Below are 17,585 nucleotides of genomic sequence, written 5' to 3'. Positions count from 1 at the left end.
TTTCCGGGCGGTAGACCGAACCTGCAAAAGGGTAGGCGCCGTTCAACCACCTGGTAATCGCCGGTGGTTTTCTAGCAAACGAATTGAACGAGGTTTTATCCATGACTCAATACAATCGCCCCAATGAGACGGTCTTTGCTTCGGGTGCCAAACCCGGAGAGCTGGAAAGCTTCCCTGACATCACTCGAGGCTGGGGGGTGACTTTCGACCAGACCACCGGCATCCCGCCGATGGAATGGTTCAACGCTTTGTTCAAGCGCAGTGACGAAGCCGTGCGCTATCTGTTGCAGCGGGGTATCGGCGAGTGGTCCAACACCGAGGACTACCCGATCGATGCCCATGTGCAGGAGGGCGGCAAGATCTGGAAGGCGAAGGTGGGCAGTGTTGGAAAGCGGCCGTCCCTCAACCCGACCGAGTGGGTCGAGACGGCGCTGACTCGAGAGGCTCTGAAAACGCTGATCCAGGAGCAACTGGGTGGCGGCACCATCAACTTCGGCCAGTGGCAGTGGAGCAGTGCCACCTCGGGTGGCGTAGCCAACGGTTACCTGGCGCTGAACGCCACCAACCCGGCCGACGCCACATCGTTGCTGATCGCCAAGTCCAGCGCCGAAGGCCTGGACTACAGCCGCATCGTGGCCCTCTTGCGGGCTGGCGACACCCTCTGCGTCCAGAGCCGTTCAGGTGGCGCGGTCGCTCACCGCTTCCGTGTCACCGGGGATCTGGTGGACAGCGGGACCTATCGCTCGGTGCCGGTGGTTTACGTCAGTGGCGCCGGAGGTACGCCGACGGCTAATGCGCAGCTTCAGGTACTGATGACACCGGCTGGCGGTACCGTTCCCGCGGCAAGCACGACGGATTCGCAAACGGACTTCAATGCGGTAACTGAACCAGGTTGGTATCCCCGGTTACTCGGTGGTCTTGCTGGAGCCAGGAATGCTAATCATCCTGACGGCCAAACCGCTATGCAGAAGGGAAGCGGTACAACTAACTATTACTGGCTACTGACTGCTCGCTATGCCACGAACCTGATTCAAGTTGCATTGCCTTATGTCAGCGGTGCCGATACTACGTTGGTGACGATAAAGTTTCGTCTTCTTGGCGGGGGCGTCTGGTCCCCTTGGCGTTCGGTTTTGCATTCAGACAATACGCTGGGAACCGGTTTGCCCGCGGCTTCTGTCATGTGGTGGTCGTTCCGCAACTCTATTCCTGCGGGTTGGGCGCCTGCGGATGGCCAGTTGTTGAATCGGGCTCTCTATCCCGATGTCTGGGCAGCCGTCAGTGAAGGGAAGCTGCCCAAAGCGACCGAGGCACTCTGGAATAGCGATCCGTCGCAGCGAGGCATGTTCACCGAGGGTGATGGCAGTACCACATTTCGTATGCCTGACTATAACGGTAAGGCGGTGGGGTCGCTCGGCGCGCTATTTCTGCGTGGTGATGGTGCACTGTCGGCATCTACGGCTGGGATAATTCAGTTGGATGCGATGCAGGGTCATCGCCATCAGTATGGAGGCACTGTCGGAGTAGTAGGTTCTGGTGGTAACGCAATTCACAACTATGACGGTAGTAAAACTGGCCAGCCGACTGGCGACCCGGTCTCGGATGGTGCGAATGGTACGCCGCGTACTGCTTCTGAAACCCGACCGCTTAATGTGGCTGGCTGCTGGATCATCAGGATGGGGGGTAGCGTTGCCAATGCCGGCACCATCGACGCTGCTGCACTTTCTACAACCTATGCGGCGTTGGTGGCACGCGTAGAGGCTCTTGAAAGCCGTCCTCGCGCCCTCGGAGAGGGCCAGGCTTGGCAAGATCTAAAGGCATCTCGTGCCACCAACACAACCTATACGAACACCACCGGGCGTTCGATAGCAGTGAGTGTTGCCCTATACGACAACGGTTCTTACGCCTCCTCCATATACGTCAATGGTGTGGTGATCGGTTGGTGGGATCAACCTACCGCTATCACTTACACCCAGACGTTCCTTGTCCCTCCGGGAGCGACCTACATGGTGAGTGGCAATGCTGGGTCGCCGAGCGGCAATACTCTTCAATACTGGGCGGAGCTTCGCTAATGAAATATTTTCGACATATACAAAGCGGGGCTGTTTTCGCTTATGAGCAAGATGGTTCACAGGATCAACTGATCGCTCGGGAACTTGTTCCCATGAGTGCCGTTGAAATCGAGGCCCACCTGAACCCGATTCGGCGACCGAGACCGGTCGATGTAGACGTCGAGCGCGATCGCCGTATTGAGGATGGCATTGAGTTCGAGGGCTATTTGTTCCAGTCCCGGTCATCCGATCGCTCGAACATCATCGAGACTGCTCAACTGGCGTTTATGGCGATGGCCAATGGTATCTCACCTGGTGATTTGCGCTGGTCAGACCCGGAAAGGGATTTTGTCTGGATCGCGTTAGACAACAGTCGAGTTCCCATGGACGCCCCAACGGTTGTGTCGCTCGCTAAGGTGGTTGTTGAGCGTAATCAATCCCTGATTTACGCGGGGCGCCGATTAAAGGATATGGAGGTTATCCCGAGCGATTACACCGACGATAAATGGTGGGTGTAGTGGGCATGAACACTTAGCAATTGTTCGATTAGGGTACTGCTTGTTTCCGGCCCGCACTCTGCGGGCCGTTTTCATTACTGAACTGGCCGACTCGTTGTCGGCTTGTATCGAAGGCATGGAATTCGTCGATTCGTTTTCGGTGGGGTAACTGACCACCTTTATTTCCGGGCGGCAGACCGAACCCGCAAGAGGGGAGGCACCGCTCAACCACCTGGCCTATTGCCGGTGGTTTTCTAGCAAACGAATCGAACGAGGTTTTATCCATGACTCAATACAATCGCCCCAACGAGACGGTCTTCGCCTCGGGGGCCAAGCCTGGGGAGCTGGAAAGCTTCCCTGATATCGCCCGTGGTTGGGGCATTACCTTCGATCAGACCGAAGGTATTCCACCCTTGGAGTGGTTCAACTCACTGTTCAAACGCGGCGATGAGGCGGTGTGTTATCTGCTGCAGCGTGGTATTTCCGAGTGGTCTGCGACCGAGGATTATCCAGCAGAGGCTTTTGTCCAGGAAGGAGGAAAAGTCTGGAAGGCAAAGGTTGCGAACCTAGGTAAGCGGCCGTCCCTCAACCCCGGTGAGTGGATCGAGGCTGTGATGACAGTTGATGCCATCAATACGTTGATCCAAGAGCAACTTTCTGTCATTGGTCTAAAAGGCCGGGTAAGAGTAGCCACTACCGCCAACATTGCCCTCAACGGTCTGCAGAATATCGATGGTGTAACGCTTGCGCCGGGTGACCGGGTCTTGGTGAAGGACCAGGCTAACGATAGGGAGAATGGTATCTATACCGCTAGTTCCGGTGGCTGGATTAGGAGTACGGATGCCGATACGTCTAGCAAGGTAATACCCGGCATGCTTGTCACTGTGGAGACCGGCACTACCTTTGCGGATACCTTGTGGTGTCTCGCTACCAACGGTCCTGTCGCACTCGGCGTTACATCGCTCATCTTCGAATTGATGGCCTCGACGACAGCGACCCAGGCTGACGCGGAAGGCGGTGCTCATAACGTCAGGCGCATGACGCCTTTGCGTGTGTTCAACGCGATACGCTCGGCGGCGGCTAGTGCGACCGAGTTGTTGCGTGGAGTTCTGCGCGTAGGGTCTCAGGCCGAGGTCAATGCCGGTTCGCTGGATGACGTAGCGGTAACTCCGAAGAAGCTCCGTGCTGGCTTCCTATTCATACCTGGCACAAATGGTGTGCTGGCCCTGCCGTCCTGGCTGGGCGGCTTCATCCTCCAGTGGGGACGTATCACTATCACCCAATCGGCGGTCAACTCGCTTGCGGTTGGGAATTGGTCTTTCCCCATCGCATTCCCGGGCAGTTGTTTCACCACTTGGGCGTTTCAGCACACGCTGGGCGGTGTTGCCAATAGCTCGTTGCTCGAACGAATCGGTGGTGCCGGTGAGCCTGCAGCGACGGGCGCGAGCTTTTACATCGCAGATGCGGATAACGCGGGGACTTACACTTTGCGTGTCTACGCAATCGGAAACTAAGGAGGCCATATGTATTACATCAAGACAATGGGTTACTCCTACTTGCCAGCTATTCATAGTGATGTAACGCCCCCGGATGTCGGGTGCACATCGACCAAGGTTTATCGGGAGGTTCTTGCCAGGCCCGCTGCGGGAGATCCGTGGTCATGATGCCAAAGGGCAACCGATTATTTCGATCCGCCTCTTTATGTACCAACTGCTGAGGGTTTCTGCGCGCGCATCGACAATTGCGCAAGCAGCGAAGTCCGGGCCTTCATAGACGCAGGTTATCCCGCGCAGTGTGGTAGTTTGGGCCATCAATGGTCGTATTGGTGCGCAAGCCGCCTCATTTATCAACGCGCTCTATCTGATTCGCCAGACACGGCTGTATGTCAAGGAGCGGGTTCGCAGCGCGCTGGCTGAATGCGATGACACTGGAGCGGAGGAGGCCGTTGGATAAGCCATCTCTAGACTCGACACAGTTGCGCAGTGTTGCCGTATTACCAAGTATTCGTTAACTGGGGCCCGGCGGTCCACCTGACTGCTAGTGCCAATGACCGATTCGATAATCTACTCTGCAGTGAAGCTAAATATGAAGCTTGACGTTATACCTATCGACGCCCGCACCGATGCGGGCGTTTTCATTTCTACATTCAGCCGTTTGTTGTCCCGCTTCTCCATAACCACCCCCGCCCGCCAATCTGCCTTCCTGGCCCAGTGCGCCCATGAGTCCGCTGGCTTCTCCCGCTTCGCGGAGAACCTCAATTACAGCGCTGCCGGCCTGGCTGCTACCTGGCCAGGTCGGTTCCGTGGAGCGGATGGGCAGCCCAATGCGTTGGCGCTGGCTTATCAGCGGCGGCCGGCTGTAATCGCCAACCATGTCTATGCCAATCGCATGGGCAATGGCGATGAGGAGTCCGGTGATGGCTGGCGCTTCCGTGGGCGGGGTCTGTTGCAGATCACCGGGCGCGGGACGTACCAGCGTTGCGGTGAGGCCTTGGGGCTGCCGCTGCTGGAGCAACCGGATCTGCTGCTGCAGCCGGAGCAGGCGGTGTTGTCCGCTGCCTGGTTCTGGCAATCCAATGGTTTGAATGCACTGGCCGATGCCGGGGATTTCGAAGCCATCACCCGCCGTATCAACGGTGGGCTGAATGGCCTGGCAGAGCGCAAAGCGCTCTGGCTGAAGGCCCGGGAGGCGCTGGAATGAACCTGCTTGCTTCCTGGAAATGGCTGGCGTTGCTGCTGATGGCGGTGCTGTTGATTGGGCTGGGCGCATGGTGTTCCGCCCGCGTTTACCGCCCGCAACTGGAGGAGCTGAGGCAACAGCTGGCCGAGTCCCGTCGTGGCGTCGAAGCCAGCCTGCTGGTGCTGCAAAAGCAGAACGCTGCCATGGTCGAGCTCGAGGCTCGTGCTGCGGAGAGAGTCCGTCAGGGCGAGTTGCTCCAGGCGCAGGCCAACCAGGCTGCGCGACAAGACTACGCGGCGGCGGCCCGGGTGATGCTGGAGCCATCGCCGGTAGGCGTCGATACCTGTGAGGCGGCGCGCCGGGCGTTTGCCGAAGAGCTTCGCCGGGAGCGTGCGCCATGAGAGTCGCCTGGTTGCTGCCATTTGCGCTGTTATCCGGCTGCTCCACCGGGGGGCAGCCTGCCCCTGAACTGGTCGAGGTCAAGGTGCCGGTGCTGGTCGCCTGCAAGGCGGTTGCTCCTGCGGTGCCGGCGTTTGCAGTCGAGTCGCTGGCGCTGGATGCAACGATCGATCAACAAATGAAAGCCCTGCGGGCCGAGCGCTTGCAACGCATCGGCTACGAGCGTGAGCTATTGGCTGCGCTCCAGGCCTGTCGCTGAGTACGACGGGCCTCTTCCCTCCTTTCGGGCGCTGTTTCAGCGTCCGCCTTTTACGCAGTCATGCTCGTCGAATGTGACGAGCTGGCTGCGTCCTTTTCCCTTCTTCGCGACATAGTGATAGCGGGTCTGGCCATTGGTGTTGCTGACCTTGTCGGGCTTGCCCAGCATGCTTTCCACATCGCGCCGGGTCATGCCCGTCCTCACCTGTTTGCGCAACATCGCCTGGCGTCGCTCCTGGCCGACGATGCGGTTGCCGCAACCATCCTGCCTTTCCCCCACTACTTCTATTTCCCTGGGCTTCTCGGCCTGTTCCTTCCGTGCGTTTCGCGTTATCCGTTCGATCTTTGCCGGTGGCAGCAATGCCGGGCTGTCTTGCATGGCCTCGACTCGTTCCCGCACCTCCACCAATTCGTCGTCCGGGCAACCCAGCTGAGTGAAGGTGACATGCCCGTGCGCGTCCTCGCATCGGTAGATGGAGGCCTCCAGCGGCGGGCTTTCGAGCGCGATGTAGAGCAGAAGGGGCAGGATGCAGAGCGATGTGCGCATGGCGATGTCCTCCGTGACGGTTGCCCTCGAAGGTATCTGCTTTAATTTCTTCCTAACGGTGTCTCAACAAGGGGCGCCAACGTCGTATGGAAGGTGAAAGCGATCTCAGCTTTGCAACGCAAGCGATTGTTCTAGCCACGATTTTGTAACGCGCAAAATGACCCTCCGGTGTTATCATTGCGCAGTCAGCCTCGCCGAGGCTTTTGGACACCCCTCATGGACTTACCCAGTAGTTACTCAAGACCGCATTTGCACGATCGCGTATTGACTGATTGACCCTCCTTGGCGTGCGCCGCCACTGGGGGTGGAGCGCGCTATGACCGAAGTAGAAGTAAAAAAGTCGCAAGATAGCCTGCAGGACCGCCTCGCTCAGGTGGTCGATCTGCTGCATCGCCACAAGCTGGTGGAAGACCTGACCCACCGTCAGGAAGGCCAGCACCAGGATCTCGTCGAGAACCTGGTTCATCGCCAGAATCTCGCCGAGCTGCAACGCAAGCTCGATGAGCTGCACCCCGCCGACATCGCCCACATTCTCGAAGCCCTGCCGCTTGGTGATCGCCTGACCGTCTGGCAGCTCGTCAAGGCCGAGCGCGACGGTGACATCCTCCTCGAGGTCTCCGACTCGGTTCGTGAAACGCTGATCGCCGACATGGACGATCACGAGCTGCTCGCCGCCGCCAAGGAGATGGACGCGGACGAGCTGGCCGACCTCGCGCCCGAGCTGCCCCGTGACGTGATCCACGAGCTGATGGAGACGCTCGACGCCCAGCAGCGCGAGCGCGTGCGTTCGGCCCTGTCCTATGAAGAGGACCAGGTCGGTGCGTTGATGGACTTCGAGATGGTCACCATCCGCGAGGATGTGACCCTGGAAGTGGTGCTGCGCTACCTGCGCCGCCTCAAGGAGCTGCCGGGGCATACCGACAAGCTCTTCGTGGTCGACTATGACGGCATCCTCAAGGGCGTGCTGCCGATCAAGCGCCTGCTGGTGAATGATCCGGACAAGCAGGTGGCCGAGGTGATGGCCAGCGATCCCGTGAGTTTCCATCCGGACGAAGATGCCTATGACGCCGCCCAGGCGTTCGAGCGTTACGATCTTATTTCCGCCCCGGTAGTGGACAAGAACGGCAAGCTGATCGGCCGTCTGACCATCGACGAGATCGTCGACCTGATCCGTGAGGAGAGCGAGACGGAAGTCCTCAACATGGCCGGTCTGCGCGAGGAAGAAGATATCTTCGCCTCGGTGTGGAAGTCGGTCGGCAACCGTTGGGCCTGGCTGGCCGTCAACCTGGTCACCGCGTTCATCGCCTCCCGTGTGATCGGCCTGTTCGAAGGCTCGATCGAGAAGCTGGTAGCGCTGGCGGCCTTGATGCCGATCGTGGCGGGCATCGGCGGCAACTCAGGCAACCAGACCATCACCATGATTGTCCGCGCCATGGCGTTGGACCAGGTCAGCACCGGCAATACCAGCCGCCTGATGCGCAAGGAACTGGGCGTGGCGCTGGTCAACGGCCTGGTGTGGGGTGGAGTGATCGGCCTCGTCGCCTACTACCTCTACGACAGCTGGTCCCTCGGTGCGGTGATGACCGGGGCGATGACGCTCAACCTGCTGCTCGCGGCCTTGATGGGGGTGCTGATCCCGATGACGCTGGTGCGGCTCGGGCGCGATCCGGCCATGGGCTCCAGCGTGATGATCACCGCCATGACCGACAGCGGCGGTTTCTTCATCTTCCTTGGGCTTGCGACCGTCTTCCTGCTCTAGCCCTAACGCTCACAACAAAAGGCCCCGCATCAGCGGGGCCTTTTGCTTTGTGGGGGGGCAAACGCCAGGCAAGAAAAAGCCGCCTCAGGGGCGGCTATCAATCAGTCGACGTGCTGCGAACTCAGGCTTCTTCGGCGGCGAGTTCAGCATCGTGAGCGATCAACGCAACCAGCGCATTTTGCTGGCGACGGGAAAGCTGGCGGAAGCGTTGCAGCAGTTCGCGCTCGTGCAGCGACAGCTCGGGGCTGTCGAGACGCATGGACAGACCTTCATCCAGGGCGCCTTCCTGAAGCATGCTCTGCTCCAAGCGAGCGATGATTTCGGAGTTCATGCTGCGGTGGTGATTACGCGCCACATCGGCGATGCGCTCGCGCATGCCTTCGGGCAAACGTACGACGAACTTGTCAGCGGTGCGGCTGGAATAGATAGCCTGTTTCATAGGGCGCATACATTTAAACCGGTTAGTTCAGGGAGCGATGCTGGCAATGAGCTACGTGATTGTCACCGGTTTGACCATCTTTAGCATCAGTCGTTCAACCATTCATCGCGATCGGCGTCATTATGACTTGGCAGTCACCTAAACGGTTCCTTGACGTCAAATCTGTGTCGCATTGTGCGCTGGGTAGCGGCTTTTTGCCAGCACCAGTTGTCCGAAATGCGAGTCAATATGCAAAAGGCCCACATATGAATGCTGTAGGGGGTAAAAATTCCCCGCCTCGCTGAAGATCGTGGAGATTTCGTGCGCGAGGCCACATCCAGCGCTCTAATTCGGGCTTCTGGCAGATTAAAAGCGCGATCTTGCAAGCGTAGTCCCCCCTATCGGAGTAAGCACTGGCATTTCGCTACTGTGCGACGTCCGGTATACAGCGTCAGCGCATTCGGCCTCTCCAATCTGCAATGCTTTCCGGGTAAGGTGGCGAGCGCCATGGCCGTGCCGTGGCGCTCGCAACGATCAGGCTCCCAGGTGCACAGATGAAAGGCAGGCTGTTCTATCTCATCGGACCTTCCGGCTCAGGCAAGGACAGCCTGCTCGATGCCGCACGCGCACCGCTCGCCGATAGCGGCTGCCATATTGTGCGCCGGGTCATCACCCGTTCGGCTGAGGCGATGGGGGAGGCGGCCCAGGCGGTCAGTCCCGCGCAGTTCACGGAGATGGAGCGAGATGGCGCTTTCGCCATGAGCTGGCACGCCAATGGGCTGTCCTATGGCATTCCGCTGCAGATCGACGAATGGCTGGAGGCGGGCGAGGACGTGTTGGTCAACGGTTCGCGCGGCTACCTGCCGGAGGCTCGTCGTCGCTACCCCGATCTGCACGCCATCCTGCTGACGGTGGAGATGGATGTTCTGCGGCAGCGACTTCAGGCTCGGGGACGCGAGACGGCTGCCGAGATAGAGGCTCGCCTGGCACGCAACGCTCGTTTCAATGCGTCGCTGCAGGAAGAGGGAGGCGCGGCCCTATCCATCCTGGACAACTCAGGCCCGCTGGAAGAAACGTTGCGACGTCTGCTGCAATTGCTCGATCACCCGCGCAACACAGCCTGATTCAGCGCAGCACGGGGTCGAACTTCACCCGCTTGCCCACCATCAGCGCCGCCACGAACAGCACGCCGCTGGTCGCCAATGCCACCTTCACCGCTGCTGCCGGCCAAGCGGCCTGCCAGGGCTCCAGCCACAAGGTCAGGGTGAACACCAGGCTGAGCATCAGGAACAGCACGGCTGACTTCGACATCTCTATCTCCTCGCCGGATTCGTGGCGCGTAACTAAAAGAAGGGGTCGTAATAGTTGGCGATGCGCTCATCCCGCTGGCGCTCCGCCTTCTGCTCATCCGCCAGCCCCTGGTCGGTGATGCGGTCGATCACCCAGAGCGCCCCGCACGCGATGGCCGCCAGCAGCAGGATCATCCCCGGAAACACCATTCCCCACAGGGCCATGTCCATGCTCTCCACTCAGAAGGACAGGCGCTGGGCGGGGCGGGGTTGCCATTCGCTGCTCTGCAGGCGGCTCACCTTGGGTTGCTGGTCGCCGGACTGGGTGGCGTACTCGAACTGCACCGGCGTCGGGCGGATGCGCTCGACCAGATGCTTGACGGCCTGTTGCTGCTGGCTGCTCTGCAGAGCGGCGAACGCGCTGGCGGCCAGGAGCGTCAATACGGTTGCTGCGAGGAGGGTGATGACACTGTTCATGATTATTGGGCTCGCATCCAGAAATCTCATGACTGGAATAGAGCAGGTGTCATGCCAAGCTTGATGGTTTTAAAAATACTTTAAAATCAAATACTTACATTGATGTTTCGATCGTGTGTCCGTGCACTTTGCAAGGCGCCCGATTTTTCCACATTGCAAATTGCACGGAGCCTTTTCGCCGCTTCGCTTGCTGGCCATCCAGGCGCTCTGGAATGGGCGGCTCAGCGGGTCAATCCAGAGGCAGCTCGGTGGTGCGCTTGACCTCGCTCATGGCGATGTTCGAGTGCGCTTCCAGCACATGCGGCCGCTGCAGCAACTGGTCCCGCAGGAAGCGCTCGTAGCTGCCGATATCCCGCGCCACCACCTTCAGCAGGTAATCCGAGCCGCCGGCCATGGTGTAGCACTCCAGCACCTCCGGGTAGCCGACGATGGCTTCCTCGAACTCGGTGAGGTTGTTACGCCCGTGGGCCGAGAGCTTGATGTTGACGAACACGGTGATGGAGAAGCCCAGCAGCTTCGGATTGAGAAGGGCGACCTTGCGTTCGATCAGGCCGTCTTCCTGCATGCGGTTGATCCGCCGCCAGCAGGGTGACTGGGACAGCTCCACCTTCTCGGCCACCTCGGCGGCGGAGAGGTCGGCGTTGTGTTGCAGCAGGCGGAGGATCTTGCGATCGATAGGGCTCAGAGGGTTCTGCATGAATCAGTCCGTAATATTATTTTTGTTGGATTAATCATGCGCAATATTGGCGTTCGAGTCCGAAAATAGAAAGAAAAAAGCAGAACCCTTCAGTCAGATTATTGAGCATGCGTCCCGGGCAGTGATCCTGCCACGGGGCAGAAAGATGGCACTAACCGTAGCCGTCCTTGGTCGCCATAAAAATAAAAGGAGCGCCCGCATGTCTCTGGCCGAGATCCGCCTGGATGACAAATACCGGCTTGCAACCGGTCATCTGTACCTCACCGGCACCCAGGCGCTTACCCGCCTGCCGATGCTGCAGAAGCAACGCGATACGGCCCATGGCCTGAACACCGCCTGCTTCATCTCCGGCTATCGCGGTTCGCCCCTCGGCAACCTCGATAAAAGCCTCTGGGAGGCCAAGTCCTTCCTTCAGGAAAACCACATCCACTTCCAGCCGGGCGTCAACGAAGAGCTCGCCGCCACCGCCGTGTGGGGCAGCCAGCAGACCAGCCTGTTCCCCGGCGCGCGCTACGACGGCGTGTTCTCCATGTGGTACGGCAAGGGCCCGGGTGTGGACCGCTGCGGCGACGTCTTCAAGCACGGCAACTCCGCCGGCGTCGCGCCCCATGGCGGCGTCCTGTTGCTGGCCGGTGACGACCACGGCTGCAAGTCTTCCAGCATCGCCAACCAGAGCGAGCACGCCTTCATCGCCGCCTCCATCCCGGTGCTCAACCCGGCCAACGTCCAGGAGATCCTCGACTACGGCATCATCGGCTGGGAGCTCTCGCGCTACAGCGGCTGCTGGGTGGCACTCAAGACCATCGCCGAGAACGTCGACTCCTCCGCCGTGGTGGACGTCGACCCGCTGCGCATCGAGGTGAAGATCCCCACCGACTTCGTCCTCCCCGAAGACGGCGTGCACATCCGCTGGCCCGACCCGCCCCTGGCCCAGGAAAAACGCCTCAACACCTACAAGATCTACGCCGCCCGGGCCTTCGCCCTGGCCAATGACCTCAACCAGGTCAAGCTCGACTCGCCCAACCCGCGCCTCGGCATCATCACCACCGGCAAGTCCTACCTCGATGTGCGCCAGGCCCTGGTGGACCTCGGCCTGGATGATGAACTCTGCGCCAAGGTCGGCCTGCGCGTGCTGAAGATCGGCATGAGCTGGCCGCTGGAGCCGGTCTCCGTGCACCAGTTCGCCCAGGGCCTGGATGAAATCCTCGTGGTCGAGGAAAAGCGCAGCATCATCGAAGACCAGCTCACCGGCCAGCTCTACAACTGGCCCGTGGACAAGCGTCCACGCGTGGTCGGCGAGTTCGACGAGGAAGGCAACTCCCTGCTGCCCAACCTCAGCGAGCTGACCCCGGCGATGATCGCCCGCGTCATCGCCAAGCGCCTGGCCCCTATCTACTCCAGCGAGCAGATCGAATCGCGCCTGGCCTTCCTCGCCGCCAAGGAAAAGGCCCTCGCCGAGCCCAAGCACAAGACCGTGCGCACCCCGCACTTCTGCTCCGGCTGCCCGCACAACACCTCCACCAAGCTGCCCGAAGGCAGCCGCGCCCAGGGCGGCATCGGCTGCCACTACATGACCCAGTGGATGGACCGCAACACCGACACCTTCACCCAGATGGGCGGGGAGGGCGCCACCTGGATCGGCCAGGCCCCCTTCACCGACACGCCGCACATCTTCCAGAACCTCGGCGACGGCACCTACTTCCACTCCGGCCAACTGGCCTTGCGCGCCTCCGTGGCTGCCGGCGTCAACATCACCTACAAGATCCTCTACAACGATGCCGTGGCCATGACCGGCGGGCAGCCCATCGACGGCGAGCTGCGCGTCGACCAGCTCAGCCAGCAGGTCTTCGCCGAGGGCGTCAAACGCATCGCCCTGGTCACCGACGAACCGGAGAAATACCCCACCCGCGCCACCTTCGCGCCCATCGTCAGCTTCCACCACCGCCGCGAGCTGGATGCCGTGCAGCGCGAGCTGCGCGAGTTCAAGGGCGTCTCGGTCATCATCTACGACCAGACCTGCGCCACCGAGAAACGCCGCCGCCGCAAGCGCGGCAAGCTGGTGGACCCGGCCAAGCGTGCCTTCATCAACCCAGCCGTGTGCGAGGGCTGCGGCGACTGCAGCGTCAAATCCAACTGCCTCTCCGTACTGCCTCTGGAAACCGAACTGGGGCGCAAGCGCGAGATCGACCAGAACGCCTGCAACAAGGACTTCTCCTGCCTCGAAGGCTTCTGCCCCAGCTTCGTCACCGTTCACGGCGGCGAGCTGCGCAAGCCCGAAGCGGTCGGCAGCGGCGCTCTCTTCACCGTGCTGCCGGAGCCGCGCCAGCCGGGCCTGGAGCGCCCCTGGAACATTCTCCTGCCCGGTGTCGGCGGCAGCGGCGTGACCACGGTCGGTGCATTGCTGGGCATGGCCGCGCACATCGAAGGCAAGGGCTGCAGCGTGCTCGACCAGGCCGGCCTGGCGCAGAAATTCGGCCCGGTCATCACCCACATCCGCATCGCCGCCAAGCAGGACGACATCCACGCCGTGCGCATCGCTGCCGGTGAAACCGACCTGCTGCTCGGCTGCGACCTGGTGGTCGCCGCCAGCGAGGAGGCCCTGGCCAAGCTCAACGAGCGCATCGCCACCGCCGTGGTCAACAGCCATGAGGCCGCCACTGCCGAGTTCACCCGCAACCCGGATGCCCAGGTACCCGGCGAGGCCATGCAGCAGGCGCTGATTGAGGCCGTCGGCGCGGAGAAAACCCACTTCATCGACGCCACCCGCCTGGCCACGCGGCTGCTCGGCGACAGCATCGCCACCAACCTGTTCATGCTCGGCTATGCCTACCAGCGTGGGCTGGTGCCGGTCTCCGCCGAAGCCATCGAGAAGGCCATCCAGCTCAATGGCGTGGCGGTGAAACTCAACTGCGAAGCCTTCCTCTGGGGCCGTCGTGCCGCCCATGACCTGCCCGCCGTGGAGAAGCTCGCCGCACCGGAAGTGGCCCAGGCCAAGCCTTGCGAAACCCTCGACGAGATCATCCGCTTCCGCGTCGACTACCTCACCGCCTACCAGGACGCCGCCTATGCCAAGCGCTACAGCGACCTGGTGGCGCGCGTGCGCCTGGTCGACAGCAGTGCCGGCCAGGAACTCACCGAGGCCGTCGCCCGCTACTACTTCAAGGTCCTCGCCTACAAGGACGAATACGAAGTGGCGCGGCTCTACAGCGCCGATGACTTCCGCAAGCAGCTCGAGGCCCAGTTCAGCGGCGACTACCGCCTACAGTTCCACCTGGCGCCGTCCTGGCTGGCCAAGCGCGACCCGAGCACCGGGCAGCCCCGCAAACGCAGCTTCGGGCCCTGGATGCTCAAGGCCTTCGGCCTGCTGGCGACCTTCAAATTCCTCCGTGGCAGTGCGCTGGACCCCTTCGGCTACAGCGAAGAGCGGCGCCTGGAACGCGAGCTGATCGGCCGCTACGAAGACAACCTCGAAGCCGTGCTCGCCCACCTGCGGGGCGACAACTACCGCGTCGCGGTGGCCATCGCCGAACTGCCGGAGCAGATCCGTGGCTATGGCCACGTCAAGGAAGCCGGCCTGGCCAAGGCCCGCGAGCACGAGGCGCAACTGCGCGCCCAGCTCCTGGCCACCCAGATCAACGTGGTGAGGCTGTTCGATTCGGCTGCCTGACGCCCTCCCAGCACCGGCCTTCCCATGGGGGAGGGCCGGCGTTCACCCAGACAAATGCACACAGAGGTACACCATGTCCGTCTTCTCTCACGTCGAATTCGATGGCCACGAACAGGTCGTCTTCGGGCACGACAAGGCATCCGGCCTCAAGGCCATCATCGCCATCCACAACACCAACCTCGGTCCCGCACTCGGCGGTTGCCGCATGTGGAACTACGCCAACGACGAACAAGCCCTGCGTGATGTGCTGCGCCTGTCCCGTGGCATGACCTACAAATCCGCCCTCGCCAACCTGCCCCTGGGCGGCGGCAAGGCGGTGATCATCGGCGACCCCCACAATGGCAAGAGCGAAGCGCTGTTCCAGGCCATGGGCGATTTCGTCGACACCCTCGGCGGGCGCTACATCACCGCTGCCGACTCCGGCACCGGCCCGGCGGAAATGCAGATCATGGCCGAGCGCAGCCGCCACGTGGCCGGCGCCAACCAGCGCGAAGCCTTCGACGGCGGCGTGCGCAGCGGCGACCCGTCACCGTCCACCGCCTATGGCGTATTCATCGGCATCCAGGTCGCGGTCAAGCACCGCCTGCGTCGTGACGACCTCAAGGGCCTGCGCGTCGCCATCCAGGGCGTCGGCCAGGTCGGTTTCCACCTCGCCCGCCTTTTGCGTGACGCCGGTGCCGAGCTCTGGGTGACCGACATCGTCGACGCCAACGTGCGCCGCGCCGTCGAGCAACTGGGCGCCAAGGCCGTGCTGCAACATGAAATCTACGGGCTCAATGTCGACGTCTTCGCGCCCTGTGCCATGGGCGGCATCATCAACCCGCAAAGCCTGGAAGCGCTGCGCGTGCCGATCATCGCCGGGGGGGCCAACAACCAGCTGGCCGACGCGCAACTGGCCGAGGAGCTCAAGCGCAACGGCTGCCTCTACGCGCCCGACTACGCCATCAACGCCGGCGGCATCATCGACGTCTACTTCGAGCGCAGCGGCGGCAGCGCGGCAGAGCTGAAGGCCCATATCGAAGGCATCGGCAACACCCTGCGGCAGATCTTCATCCGCGCCGACGAGGAAGGCCGCACCACCACCGAGGTCGCCGACCGCCTCGCCGAAAAGCGCTTCGGTCGCGTCTGACCAGGCGGCGGGAAGGGCGGCCGAAACACGCCGCCATTCCCGTGAGCAGCGTCAGATATCGAGGTACAGGCTGATCCCGTGGGGCTTGTAGCCCAGGGACTCATAGAAGCGATGGGCCGCCTCGCGGCTCTGCCCGCTGGACAGCACCAGCTTGTAGCAGCCCCAGGCACGGCCGCGTTCGGCGGCCTTGTCCATCAACGCCTGGCCGATGCCCAGGCTGCGCGCGCCCTTGTCCACCACCACGTCTTCAACGATTGCCGAGCGCGCGAAGTTGTGCGCCAGGTGCTCCACCAGAATCACCGTGCAAGTGCCCAGCAGGCGCCCATCACGCTCCGCCACCACCACCTCGCGGCCACTCGGCAACTCGCTCAGGCGCAAGGCCAGCAGCGCAGGGTCGGGGCGCGATTCGTCCTCACCCAGCTGGTGCAGCAGGGCAGCCAGCGCCGGTGCATCCGCCGGGCTGGCGGCGCGCAGGGTCACGGTGGTGAATGGGGAATCGGGCAGGTTCTGCGGGAGCGACTGGGGCATGACGAAGGTCCCTCTGATTTTTGCAGAAGTATGGTGCAGTGCCGTGGCAGTGGCATGACAAAACGCGCAAGCGCCGTTAACATGCCGCCCGTTCCCCGGCGGCCTCTGCCAGGGACGCTGTCTCAGTAGCTCAATTGGATAGAGCATCCCCCTCCTAAGGGGAAGGTTGGTGGTTCGAGCCCACTCTGGGACACCATGAATAACGAAGCCCCGCACAGCTCACGCTGGCGGGGCTTTTTCATGGCGGTCCGCTCAGGCCGGCAGGAGGGCCTGCTCGACCCCATCCATGAACAGAAAGGTGCCTTTCTGCCGCTGGTACGAGTCGATCAGCGGCACCAGCCGGCGGAAGTGCTCGGTCTGGCAGTGCCGGTCCAGGGCGGCGCGGTCCGGCCATTCCTCGATGAAGATGAAGTGCCCCGGGTCGCGCTGGTCGGTGAACAGTTCGTAGGCGATGCAGCCCGGTTCCTGGCGGGTCTTCTCCACCAGTTCGCGGTACAGCGGCAGCACGTGGTCGATGTGCTCGGGGTGGATAAAGTCCTGGGCGATCACTTTCAGCATCGGGCGCTCCTTGGCCGGTCTTGGGAGGGCGCAGGTTAGCGCCGTCACGCGGCCACCGACAAACGCCAGGGGCCGGCCCGCGCTTCGCGGGCCGGCCGTTCACTCAGGCGTTGCGAGCCTCGCCGCCGTCGTTGGGCAGCGTCAGGTAGATCAGCACCGCCAGCAGGGTGATGAAGAAGCGGAAGGCGTCCGGCACGCCGTTCCATTGTTCGGACATCCACATGCCGAACCATTCCCCGCCCACCGACATGAATGCCACCTGCCAGGTGAGGAAGCCCAGGGTCAGGCCGGCGATGGCCCAGCGCTTGGCCGCGCGGAAGCCGGCGTCGCTGGCCCGCAGTGCGCGCAGCAGGTGCAGGCCGCCGAGCCAGCAGAGCAGGGCGGTGGCGGTTTCCAGGGCGATGATGCCCATGTAGCCGGCGTGGTGCAGCCAGGGCGCCTCGATGGCGCGGTACATCAGCTGGTTGCCGGGGAAGGTGGTGTCCATGAGGAACACGTGGTGGACGAAGGCGAAGTTGGTGGCGTAGTCGGTGACGTTGTTGAACGCCACCAGCGAGGCGAAGAAGGCCATGGCCAGTACCATGACGGCTTTCGAGAGGCGGATCATTGTCATTGCTCGGTTTCCTGAAAGGGGG

General features: G+C 61.9%; 19 protein-coding genes and 1 tRNA gene. 11 read left to right on the top strand and 9 right to left on the bottom strand.

The window, feature by feature from the left end:
- The first annotated feature begins 101 nt into the window (after window positions 1-101).
- The 6 genes from PI990_RS22640 (at window position 102) to PI990_RS22615 (ending at window position 5,882) form a co-directional block, all read left to right on the top strand.
- Window positions 102-2,069: a tail fiber protein gene (locus PI990_RS22640; RefSeq protein WP_271658549.1), complete on the top strand. Its 1,968-nt coding sequence runs from the start codon at window positions 102-104 to the stop codon at window positions 2,067-2,069.
- A 92-nt stretch (window positions 2,070-2,161) separates the two neighbouring features.
- Window positions 2,162-2,566, top strand: coding sequence for a DUF4376 domain-containing protein (locus PI990_RS22635; protein ID WP_271658548.1), 405 nt, complete (start codon window positions 2,162-2,164; stop codon window positions 2,564-2,566).
- 263 nt (window positions 2,567-2,829) lie between these two features.
- Window positions 2,830-4,059, top strand: a complete 1,230-nt coding sequence (locus PI990_RS22630; protein ID WP_271658547.1) for a gp53-like domain-containing protein — start codon at window positions 2,830-2,832, stop codon at window positions 4,057-4,059.
- A gap of 532 nt (window positions 4,060-4,591) precedes the next feature.
- The gene (locus PI990_RS22625) at window positions 4,592-5,245 is read left to right on the top strand and encodes a glycoside hydrolase family 19 protein (RefSeq protein WP_271658546.1); all 654 of its coding nucleotides are present in this window, start codon (window positions 4,592-4,594) and stop codon (window positions 5,243-5,245) included.
- Window positions 5,242-5,625, top strand: coding sequence for a hypothetical protein (locus tag PI990_RS22620; RefSeq protein WP_271658545.1), 384 nt, complete (start codon window positions 5,242-5,244; stop codon window positions 5,623-5,625). Before PI990_RS22625 ends, PI990_RS22620 begins: the two co-directional genes overlap by 4 nt.
- Window positions 5,622-5,882: a hypothetical protein gene (locus tag PI990_RS22615; protein ID WP_271658544.1), complete on the top strand. Its 261-nt coding sequence runs from the start codon at window positions 5,622-5,624 to the stop codon at window positions 5,880-5,882. The genes PI990_RS22620 and PI990_RS22615 overlap by 4 nt, the downstream gene beginning before the upstream one ends.
- 36 nt (window positions 5,883-5,918) lie before the next feature.
- Here the strand turns inward: PI990_RS22615 and bamE are convergent, their stop codons facing one another.
- A complete protein-coding gene (gene bamE, locus PI990_RS22610; RefSeq protein ID WP_271658543.1) occupies window positions 5,919-6,428 on the bottom strand; it encodes an outer membrane protein assembly factor BamE domain-containing protein in 510 nt (169 codons plus the stop codon).
- Between the two features lie 316 nt (window positions 6,429-6,744).
- Between bamE and mgtE the strand changes: the two genes are divergently transcribed.
- Window positions 6,745-8,187 (top strand): magnesium transporter, encoded by a 1,443-nt coding sequence (mgtE, locus tag PI990_RS22605; RefSeq protein WP_021218504.1) that lies wholly within the window; start codon window positions 6,745-6,747, stop codon window positions 8,185-8,187.
- A gap of 121 nt (window positions 8,188-8,308) precedes the next feature.
- Here the strand turns inward: mgtE and PI990_RS22600 are convergent, their stop codons facing one another.
- Entirely contained in the window at window positions 8,309-8,635 is a 327-nt protein-coding gene (locus PI990_RS22600; RefSeq protein ID WP_031287390.1) for an Arc family DNA-binding protein, read from the bottom strand.
- Between the two features lie 524 nt (window positions 8,636-9,159).
- Between PI990_RS22600 and phnN the strand changes: the two genes are divergently transcribed.
- Complete coding sequence (gene phnN / locus PI990_RS22595; protein ID WP_271658542.1) at window positions 9,160-9,729, top strand: phosphonate metabolism protein/1,5-bisphosphokinase (PRPP-forming) PhnN; 570 nt, start codon at window positions 9,160-9,162, stop codon at window positions 9,727-9,729.
- Between the two features lies 1 nt (window position 9,730).
- Here phnN and PI990_RS22590 read toward each other — a convergent pair whose 3' ends face one another.
- The 4 genes from PI990_RS22590 to PI990_RS22575 form a co-directional block, all read right to left on the bottom strand.
- Window positions 9,731-9,916: a PA3371 family protein gene (locus PI990_RS22590; protein WP_271658541.1), complete on the bottom strand. Its 186-nt coding sequence runs from the start codon at window positions 9,914-9,916 to the stop codon at window positions 9,731-9,733.
- 32 nt (window positions 9,917-9,948) lie between these two features.
- The gene (locus PI990_RS22585) at window positions 9,949-10,119 is read right to left on the bottom strand and encodes a hypothetical protein (protein ID WP_184487915.1); all 171 of its coding nucleotides are present in this window, start codon (window positions 10,117-10,119) and stop codon (window positions 9,949-9,951) included.
- Between the two features lie 15 nt (window positions 10,120-10,134).
- Window positions 10,135-10,371, bottom strand: a complete 237-nt coding sequence (locus PI990_RS22580) for a hypothetical protein (RefSeq protein ID WP_148304211.1) — start codon at window positions 10,369-10,371, stop codon at window positions 10,135-10,137.
- Between the two features lie 229 nt (window positions 10,372-10,600).
- The gene (locus tag PI990_RS22575) at window positions 10,601-11,068 is read right to left on the bottom strand and encodes an Lrp/AsnC family transcriptional regulator (RefSeq protein WP_184487916.1); all 468 of its coding nucleotides are present in this window, start codon (window positions 11,066-11,068) and stop codon (window positions 10,601-10,603) included.
- Between the two features lie 199 nt (window positions 11,069-11,267).
- Here PI990_RS22575 and PI990_RS22570 point away from each other — a divergent pair, with 199 nt between their 5' ends.
- Together PI990_RS22570 and PI990_RS22565 are read left to right on the top strand one after the other, a co-directional pair.
- The gene (locus PI990_RS22570; RefSeq protein ID WP_021218511.1) at window positions 11,268-14,735 is read left to right on the top strand and encodes an indolepyruvate ferredoxin oxidoreductase family protein; all 3,468 of its coding nucleotides are present in this window, start codon (window positions 11,268-11,270) and stop codon (window positions 14,733-14,735) included.
- 73 nt (window positions 14,736-14,808) lie between these two features.
- Entirely contained in the window at window positions 14,809-15,864 is a 1,056-nt protein-coding gene (locus PI990_RS22565) for a Glu/Leu/Phe/Val family dehydrogenase (RefSeq protein WP_271658540.1), read from the top strand.
- A gap of 51 nt (window positions 15,865-15,915) precedes the next feature.
- Here PI990_RS22565 and PI990_RS22560 read toward each other — a convergent pair whose 3' ends face one another.
- The gene (locus PI990_RS22560) at window positions 15,916-16,410 is read right to left on the bottom strand and encodes a GNAT family N-acetyltransferase (protein WP_442969350.1); all 495 of its coding nucleotides are present in this window, start codon (window positions 16,408-16,410) and stop codon (window positions 15,916-15,918) included.
- A 101-nt stretch (window positions 16,411-16,511) separates the two neighbouring features.
- On the opposite strand from PI990_RS22560, the gene PI990_RS22555 reads away from it, so the two are divergent.
- Window positions 16,512-16,588, top strand: a tRNA-Arg gene (locus PI990_RS22555).
- A gap of 56 nt (window positions 16,589-16,644) precedes the next feature.
- Here PI990_RS22555 and PI990_RS22550 read toward each other — a convergent pair.
- On the bottom strand, window positions 16,645-16,950 hold the full coding sequence (locus tag PI990_RS22550) for a putative quinol monooxygenase (RefSeq protein WP_271658538.1): 306 nt from the start codon (window positions 16,948-16,950) through the stop codon (window positions 16,645-16,647).
- A gap of 103 nt (window positions 16,951-17,053) precedes the next feature.
- The gene (locus tag PI990_RS22545) at window positions 17,054-17,563 is read right to left on the bottom strand and encodes a DUF2165 family protein (protein WP_271658537.1); all 510 of its coding nucleotides are present in this window, start codon (window positions 17,561-17,563) and stop codon (window positions 17,054-17,056) included.
- Between the last annotated feature and the right edge of the window lie 22 nt (window positions 17,564-17,585).

It is taken from the genome of Pseudomonas sp. TUM22785 (genome assembly GCF_028198105.1).
GTDB classification, from domain to species: domain Bacteria; phylum Pseudomonadota; class Gammaproteobacteria; order Pseudomonadales; family Pseudomonadaceae; genus Metapseudomonas; species Metapseudomonas solani.
Note: the sequence above shows the minus strand (reverse complement) of the source record. Positions and strands in the feature narration are given on the sequence as shown.

Coding starts and splice junctions, on each gene's coding strand:
- bamE (WP_271658543.1), bottom strand. CDS start 6,428: ATGCGCACATCGCTCTGCATCCTGCCCCTTCTGCTCTACATCGCGCTC.
- PI990_RS22580 (WP_148304211.1), bottom strand. CDS start 10,371: ATGAACAGTGTCATCACCCTCCTCGCAGCAACCGTATTGACGCTCCTG.
- PI990_RS22635 (WP_271658548.1), top strand. CDS start 2,162: ATGAGTGCCGTTGAAATCGAGGCCCACCTGAACCCGATTCGGCGACCG.
- phnN (WP_271658542.1), top strand. CDS start 9,160: ATGAAAGGCAGGCTGTTCTATCTCATCGGACCTTCCGGCTCAGGCAAG.
- PI990_RS22630 (WP_271658547.1), top strand. CDS start 2,830: ATGACTCAATACAATCGCCCCAACGAGACGGTCTTCGCCTCGGGGGCC.
- PI990_RS22640 (WP_271658549.1), top strand. CDS start 102: ATGACTCAATACAATCGCCCCAATGAGACGGTCTTTGCTTCGGGTGCC.
- mgtE (WP_021218504.1), top strand. CDS start 6,745: ATGACCGAAGTAGAAGTAAAAAAGTCGCAAGATAGCCTGCAGGACCGC.
- PI990_RS22575 (WP_184487916.1), bottom strand. CDS start 11,068: ATGCAGAACCCTCTGAGCCCTATCGATCGCAAGATCCTCCGCCTGCTG.
- PI990_RS22565 (WP_271658540.1), top strand. CDS start 14,809: ATGTCCGTCTTCTCTCACGTCGAATTCGATGGCCACGAACAGGTCGTC.
- PI990_RS22545 (WP_271658537.1), bottom strand. CDS start 17,563: ATGACAATGATCCGCCTCTCGAAAGCCGTCATGGTACTGGCCATGGCC.
- PI990_RS22590 (WP_271658541.1), bottom strand. CDS start 9,916: ATGTCGAAGTCAGCCGTGCTGTTCCTGATGCTCAGCCTGGTGTTCACC.
- PI990_RS22550 (WP_271658538.1), bottom strand. CDS start 16,950: ATGCTGAAAGTGATCGCCCAGGACTTTATCCACCCCGAGCACATCGAC.
- PI990_RS22615 (WP_271658544.1), top strand. CDS start 5,622: ATGAGAGTCGCCTGGTTGCTGCCATTTGCGCTGTTATCCGGCTGCTCC.
- PI990_RS22585 (WP_184487915.1), bottom strand. CDS start 10,119: ATGGCCCTGTGGGGAATGGTGTTTCCGGGGATGATCCTGCTGCTGGCG.
- PI990_RS22625 (WP_271658546.1), top strand. CDS start 4,592: ATGACCGATTCGATAATCTACTCTGCAGTGAAGCTAAATATGAAGCTT.
- PI990_RS22570 (WP_021218511.1), top strand. CDS start 11,268: ATGTCTCTGGCCGAGATCCGCCTGGATGACAAATACCGGCTTGCAACC.
- PI990_RS22600 (WP_031287390.1), bottom strand. CDS start 8,635: ATGCGCCCTATGAAACAGGCTATCTATTCCAGCCGCACCGCTGACAAG.
- PI990_RS22620 (WP_271658545.1), top strand. CDS start 5,242: ATGAACCTGCTTGCTTCCTGGAAATGGCTGGCGTTGCTGCTGATGGCG.